General features: G+C 39.3%; 6 protein-coding genes. 4 read left to right on the forward strand and 2 right to left on the reverse strand.

Annotated elements, in window-relative coordinates; translation table 11 throughout:
* Positions 1-633 precede the first annotated feature (633 nt).
* Positions 634-2679, reverse strand: a complete 2046-nt coding sequence (locus tag PN497_RS23745) for a bifunctional serine/threonine-protein kinase/formylglycine-generating enzyme family protein (protein WP_096571909.1) — start codon at positions 2677-2679, stop codon at positions 634-636.
* Positions 2680-3111: 432 nt separating this feature from the next.
* Here PN497_RS23745 and PN497_RS23750 point away from each other — a divergent pair, with 432 nt between their 5' ends.
* From PN497_RS23750 to PN497_RS23760, 3 genes are all read left to right on the forward strand, one after another.
* Positions 3112-3774, forward strand: a complete 663-nt coding sequence (locus tag PN497_RS23750) for an ATP-dependent Clp protease proteolytic subunit (RefSeq protein WP_096571908.1) — start codon at positions 3112-3114, stop codon at positions 3772-3774.
* A gap of 89 nt (positions 3775-3863) precedes the next feature.
* A complete protein-coding gene (locus PN497_RS23755; protein WP_096571907.1) occupies positions 3864-4457 on the forward strand; it encodes an ATP-dependent Clp protease proteolytic subunit in 594 nt (197 codons plus the stop codon).
* A 95-nt stretch (positions 4458-4552) separates the two neighbouring features.
* Positions 4553-5194, forward strand: coding sequence for a J domain-containing protein (locus PN497_RS23760; protein ID WP_096571906.1), 642 nt, complete (start codon positions 4553-4555; stop codon positions 5192-5194).
* 48 nt (positions 5195-5242) lie between these two features.
* Here PN497_RS23760 and PN497_RS23765 read toward each other — a convergent pair whose 3' ends face one another.
* Complete coding sequence (locus PN497_RS23765) at positions 5243-6571, reverse strand: aromatic ring-hydroxylating dioxygenase subunit alpha (RefSeq protein ID WP_096571905.1); 1329 nt, start codon at positions 6569-6571, stop codon at positions 5243-5245.
* 89 nt (positions 6572-6660) lie between these two features.
* Between PN497_RS23765 and PN497_RS23770 the strand changes: the two genes are divergently transcribed.
* Positions 6661-6921: a MoaD/ThiS family protein gene (locus tag PN497_RS23770; RefSeq protein ID WP_096572845.1), complete on the forward strand. Its 261-nt coding sequence runs from the start codon at positions 6661-6663 to the stop codon at positions 6919-6921.
* Positions 6922-7101: the final 180 nt, after the last annotated feature.

Below are 7101 nucleotides of genomic sequence, written 5' to 3' on the forward strand. Positions count from 1 at the left end.
GCAGGAGGCAGGAGGCAGGAGGCAGGAGGCAGGAGGCAGGAGGCAGGAGGCAGGAAGGTTTACCTCGTCTCTCGTCTCTCGTTTCTCTCGTTCCCAGTCTCTGACTGGAAATGTGAACATAGAGGTTCTACCTCTCACCCAACACCTTAACAATTCTTAACTCTATTTTCCCCCAAAAATCCCAAAAAAGTTTCAGCACCTTTTTTTACCCCTAAATTATTGAGAATACTTGCGAATGACTCAACGTATTTTCAAGGGTCTTGACTTCTGAGAGGGTTGTGTTATGATAGGTTTTAGAATAATCCAAGGGAGTCGTATTGTCTAAATCAGGATATCCAGGATTACCGGATTTACAGGATGAAAACGCAAATAAACGCAGATGATCTGAATCATGATTTAGATGATTTAATAATTTCTAGGATACGGACAAATATTGACATCTCATAAATATATATGATATGTTAAAACTTAAATCATATAACATCAAACCAAAATCCTATCCTGTTCATCCTTTAATCCTGGACATCCTGATTCTGACATATTAAAAACCGTAAAAAAAATTGATCGCCTGACGGCGAGGAAAAAGGGAAAAAAGAAAAAGTGTAGAGGGTAAAAGGGTAAGAGAGTAAAGAACTAAAGAGTCCTTGCGCCGGAAACTACCAACCGAAACCCGCGGTTGTAGGCACTGAAGTCTGGGAGGCCGTAGTGACGATACGCAGAACGGCAAGAGCCGGGGCCGTAGTTCCAAGAACCACCGCGCAGCACTTTAAGTTCGCTTTGGCTTGTCACAGCACTGCCATCTGTAGGCGCGTTACTATAGTTATCTACCCAATCATCCAAACACAATTCCCAAACATTGCCGTGCATATCATACAAACCAAAAGCGTTAGGGGGAAAAGAACCTACATCTGTGGTTTGTTGACGGTATATGCCTTTAGGTGCAGAACCATAAGTTTCATTACCATTATAGTTTACCAGATCAGTGGTAATACTTTCACCAAAATAAAATGGTGTGGTAGTTCCGGCTCTACAAGCATACTCCCATTGTGCTTCGCTTGGTAATCTGTAGGTTTTTCCTGTTTTTTGGCTTAACCGTTGACAGAATGTAACCGCATCATTCCAATTAACTCTTTCTACAGGACGTTTTCTATTTTTATCAAACCAATTACCTTTAAAATGAGAAGGATTATTCCCCATAATCGCTTGATATTGTTCTTGTGTCAATGGATATTTACCCATGAAGAAACTGGGAACAGTTACTTGACGTTGGGGACCTTCATCGGAACTTCGTTGTGCTTCGCTTTCCGGTGAACCCATGAGGAATGTTCCCCCTGGTATTTCCACCATTTCTAAAGTCACACCATTTCCTAAATCTTCGGTAAAATATCGCGCTGAGGAGTTGCGTCGGTTGATGATGCTTCCGGTGGAGTCGGTGGTGACAACTTCAAAATTAAAGGTTGAGAGGGAGTTTGAGGAAGTTTGATTTTCAGAAGTTTGATTTTTAGGACTTGGTGTATTTGAGGAAGTTTGATTTTCAGAAGTTTGATTTTTAGGACTTGGGAATAATAAATTTTGTCCTACAACAGCAATAGTCACACCACCAACAAATAAGCTGGGATAAACCAAGAAATTTCTCCGGGTGATAATTGTAGGTTGAGGAGATTGATTTTGGAAAGATTGATTTTGAGAAGATTGATTTTGGAAAGATTGATTTTGAGAAGATTGATTTTGAGAACTTCCCAATTTTTGAGAAATTGGAGGTTGGGGTGGTTGGGGTGGTTGGGGTGGTGGAGGAGGTGGAGTCTGTAAAACCTGCAAAAGTTTATCAGATGATTGATAACGGTTTTGATATTCTGTCTGTAATAACTTATCTAAAATCTTACCTAACTCTACACTCACAGGTTGCTGTAAATGAACACGCCATTTTTCTACCCAACCATAACCTTGAGTTTTCCATAAATTCCAAGGATGCACCCTTGTCATTAAATGAAAACAAGTTGCACCCAAACTAAATAAATCACTCGCTGGATAAACTTCCCTATCTTCCATCTGTTCTAAAGAAGCATAACCATAACTTCCGATGATCGTACCTGGACGCATTGTACCCTGAAGTTGTTTAGATGCACCAAAGTCAATCAAGAATAATTTTCCATCACTGCGACGACGCATAATATTTTCTGGTTTAATATCGCGGTGAATGATTTTTTGATTGTGAACTATTTGCAGAACTGGTAAAATCTCTAGCAACAATTTACGAATTTTTCTTTCATCAAAAGTTGCACCATTCGCTAATTCAATTAATAAATTTTCTCCATCAATAAAATCTTGAATTAAATATAGATATCCGTTCTCTTCAAAATATGCCTGAAGTCTAGGAATTTGCGGATGTTGCAGTTGTTGTAATCTTTTAGCTTCTTCTTCAAATAACTCTGTTGCTTTTTTTAAAGCATAGGTATTTTGCGTTTGCGGTGCAAGTTGTTTGATAACACAATTTTCGTCAAATTTATCAGTATCTTCTGCTAAATAAGTTTTACCAAAACCTCCACCCCCCAAAGGTTTAACCGGACGGTAATGGTTTCTAAGGATAACTAAAGGAATACCACAACTAGGACAAAACTTTGTCGTATCTGCTACGGTTGGATTATGACAGTCTGGGTTTAGACAGCATATTTGATTCATGGGAGAGTTCTGGTAGATACGTTACATTTTAGAACATATACAAAAATATACTCGCTAATTTCCCAATTAGGTAATAAATTATCTATAAATTATCTATAAATTATCTATTTCCTCACGCCAAGACGCAAAGAAGATATCCTGTACATCCTTTAATCTTGATGCTGAGAATCTTCGTTCATCTGCGTTCCCAACCCAGGCTGTTAAAAACACCATATATATTGCGCCCACAGATTCCCACTCATAACATAAGTGTACAACAGTATTCACGGCTTGTCAAGTCCAAAAACAAAATAAACAGAAAAAGCATAAAAAATGTATTGGATGGCTTCCAATCCCCAATCACCTACCTAGAAATCCACACCCTTTAATTATTTTGCGATCGCGCTAGGATGTAATACAGTTAACGGCATAGTTTTAGGCGATTGAGATTCTATGGAACATTTTCCCATCAAAGCTGTACAAGCTGCCTATTACGGCGAAAATTCCTACCGCACACCACCCCCAGACTTACCTTCCCTGCTATTAAAGGAGAGAATAGTGTATCTGGGAATGCCATTAGTTCCTGCGGTTACAGAATTGATCATCGCTGAACTACTATTTTTACAATCCGACGACCCAGAAAAACCCATTAAAATCTATATCAACTCTACTGGAACATCTGGTTACAGTGGCGAACCTATCGGTTTTGAAACCGAAGCCTTCGCTATTTATGACACCATGAAATACATTAAGCCCCCCATCCACACCATCTGTATTGGTTCAGCAATGGGTATGGCTGCTATGTTGTTAAGTGCTGGGACAAAAGGTTGTCGTGCAAGTTTGCCTAACTCTAGTATTATCCTGCATCAGCCTAAGAGTTACGCTCAAGGACAAGCAACGGATATTCAAATTCGGGCTAGAGAAGTTTTGGCAAATAAAGCTTCAATGGTGGATATTCTGTCACGCACCACAGGACAAGCACCAGAAAAAATCACCAAAGACATGGATCGTCTATTCTACATGACTCCTTACCAAGCCAAGGAATACGGTTTAATAGACCGCGTGTTTGAAAAAGAAGAACTCGCCAACCCCCCACTTCCTGCAAGTGTGCTTTAAGAAGGTGACTGGTGATTGGTGACTGGGGATTAGGTGATTAATCTACCCCCATCTCCCAATCTAAATAAACTACAAATGGAGTCGTAAAAATGCCTATAGGTGTGCCTAAAGTTCCCTACCGGATGCCCGGAGGACAATATACAGATTGGATTAGCATTTATGACCGTCTATACCGGGAAAGAATCATTTTCCTGGGCAGAGATGTCGATGATGAAATTGCTAACCAAATTATTGCCGTTATGCTTTATTTGGATTCCGATGATCCAGGTAAAGATATTTATTTGTACATCAATTCCCCCGGTGGGATGGTGACATCTGGTTTGGCAATTTATGACACCATGCAACACATCAAATCTGATGTTGTCACTATTTGCGTGGGTTTAGCAGCTTCCATGGGATCTTTCTTATTAGCTGCTGGTACTAAAGGTAAACGCCTAGCTTTACCCCACTCCCGGATCATGATTCACCAACCTTCCGGCGGTACTCGCGGACAAGCTTCTGATATTGAAATTGAAGCTAGAGAGATTCTGCGAATTCGTAGCCAACTGAATCAGATTTATGCTAATAACACTGGTCAAGCTTTGTCTAAAATTGAGAAAGACATGGATCGGGATTTCTTTATGTCTGCTCAAGAAGCCAAGGAATATGGTTTAATTGACCGTGTGATTGAAGAACGCATCTAAACAGGGCAAAATATATTCAAAATTCAAGGTTAAAAATTCAAAAGCATCTTAACTTTGAATTTTTGATTTTGAATTTTGAATTGGAGCAAAGCAACATGGATATCGGAGATTGCTACCGTTTATTGGGGTTAAGGTCAGGAGCTTCTTTTGCTGAAATTAAAGCATCTTATCGGCGACTGGTACAGCAATATCACCCCGATCTCAACCCAGATGATGAAAAGTGTAAAGAAAAATTTATTGCCTTGACGGAGGCTTACAAACTCCTGCAAACGGTAGTACCACCTGAGGAAATAGCTGTAAAATCACATAGTTCATCCTCTTTATCCTCTTCATCCCCTTCATCCACTTCATCAGTGTTTGAGGATAGTTCTACCCAGACACCATCCCCACCGTCAGTATCAACAACAACGGTGATGCCACATCCACCGACGGTAGAGGATATAGAACAGCGGTTAAAGTGGAAGACTTATGAACAGTTGCAGCGGTTTTTACAAGAAAAACGTTTTCCCCAAGCGATCGCTCTCGTTGAAGCTTTAGCTGCTAGATTACCAGGGGATATAGAAGTCAAACAATGGCAAGCTATATCTTATCAAATTTGGGGACGGGCTTTAATTGCCCAAAAACAACTGCCAAAAGCTAGAATTTATCTAAAAAAAGCTATCAAGACAGATCCCCACAATAAAGCTCTGTTTAACGAAGTTCAGCGCGATTTTGAACGGTTAGGGATTAAGTTTTAATTTATAGCAGGAGTCAGGAGTCAGGAGTCAGGAGTCAGGAGTTTTGAATTATTTATGGGCATGAATATAATCAACAAAGTAGAATTTAGGAATCAGCCAAAGTTTCAACCAAGTATAAATTCCCATTCCTAAAAGTGCAGTAATTATTAAGGGTAAACCCACTTTTAGACGGAAAGCATCAGGAAGAATTGCCACCCCAGATACAACTATGACAAAATAAGCTAAAAGTCCTATTTGCAAACGTTCTAAATTTTTAACTGTGGTTCTACAACTGCTACAATGTTGAGTATGTTGTTGATAACGATCCAACATCACCAGTCTATCATCATTGATTTTAGTTTCTGTATCCTTAATTCCCACCTCACTCCAAGGTAACTGACCATGACAATATTTATCAAACCAAGTCCTAAACTCAATTACTAACCTATCTGCACTGGTAGGTAATTTATAAGCTGTTTTCCAACTTTCCCTTTCTTGTTTTTGTTGCAATAAATATTCTTGCTGATTTAACAAAATCATATCACCATCTAACACCACATTTCTATTAGTGATATGATCCCACCAACGGGGTGTTAAATAATGAAATGTTTTCGCAAAATTACGACTAAATTGACCAACAATTCTCGATTTTCCTGGAGATACAGGTACACAATAAACTATCAGTCCTAATTTCTTTTCTGTCTGACCCAGACTAATCGCATATTCTAAACGACAAGGTGGTTCAAAAGTGATTGTTGTTGGTAAACCTCTAGGAATGGAAACTTCAATTAAATCAATTGTTGATTTAATTATATTCATAGTTATGGGTTGTGCTTTGTCTCGATTACCTTGTACTCCATGATGAGCAAAAGGAACATGACTAGGATCAGCTACATTTTCTACTAATGTCTGCCAATCATACTCTAAATCACGGACTATAGAAGTCCAAACAAATCCTTTACTAGCGTCTATTTGTGGTGATAAAGGTAAAGGTGTCTTTGCTGCTAGTTCGGGGGTTTTTGCATCTGGCCACACCCAAAGTAAGTCATTTTCCTGACGTACTGGTAAAGAAAGGACACAGAAATTTTCTTGATTTTTAATGACAATTTCGGTATTTTCCGCTTGGGGAATTTGAGTACAGATACCTTGATCATCAAATTGCCAACCATGATAACTACACATTAAATTACCTGTTTTGTCATCAATACGACCTTCGCTTAAAGGTGCTAAACGGTGAGGACATTGATCTAAAAATACCCGGTAATTTGCAGATGATCTAGGTTTCCAAATTACTAAACGTATTCCTAACAATTTTACCGGGGTGGGACGTTGTGGATCAAGGTCTTCAATTGGTGTAAGAGGATACCAGTGCTGAAAAAAGTTAAATTCGGCTTGCATTCTATTTCTTGTAATAATTCAATTAACCAGGGCGTGAAAAAAATTTGAGAACAACTTTTGAGAACAATTATTGTATGTCTGAATCTGTAATTTCTGAATCTGTAATTACTGTAACCGTTAAATTGTTCGCTGCTTATCAAGAAGCTTATGGACTTTCGGAACTAATGCTGGAATTTCCTCATGGTACACCAGTCAAAGCTGTATGCGATCGCCTCATATCAGAACACCCAGAACTGAACCAATGGCGTGATGTTACCCGCTATGGCATTAATTTAATCTTTGTTGCACCCGACACCCCTCTCAAAGATAGTGATGAAGTCGTACTTATTCCCCCCGTTAGCGGAGGATAATTTTAGATTTTAGATTTTGGATTTTGGATTTTGGATTTTGGATTGATCCATTCCTACTCCCTACTTAGGGGTTGCTGAGAAAGTCTTTCCGTGAGGGCATAGGAGTCAGGAGTCAGGAGTCAGGAGTCAGGAGATCAAGGAGTCAGGAGTCAGGAGATCAAGGAGTTAGGAGTTCTGGAA

Source organism: Sphaerospermopsis kisseleviana CS-549 (assembly GCF_028329225.1).
Classification (GTDB): Bacteria; Cyanobacteriota; Cyanobacteriia; order Cyanobacteriales; family Nostocaceae; genus Sphaerospermopsis; species Sphaerospermopsis kisseleviana.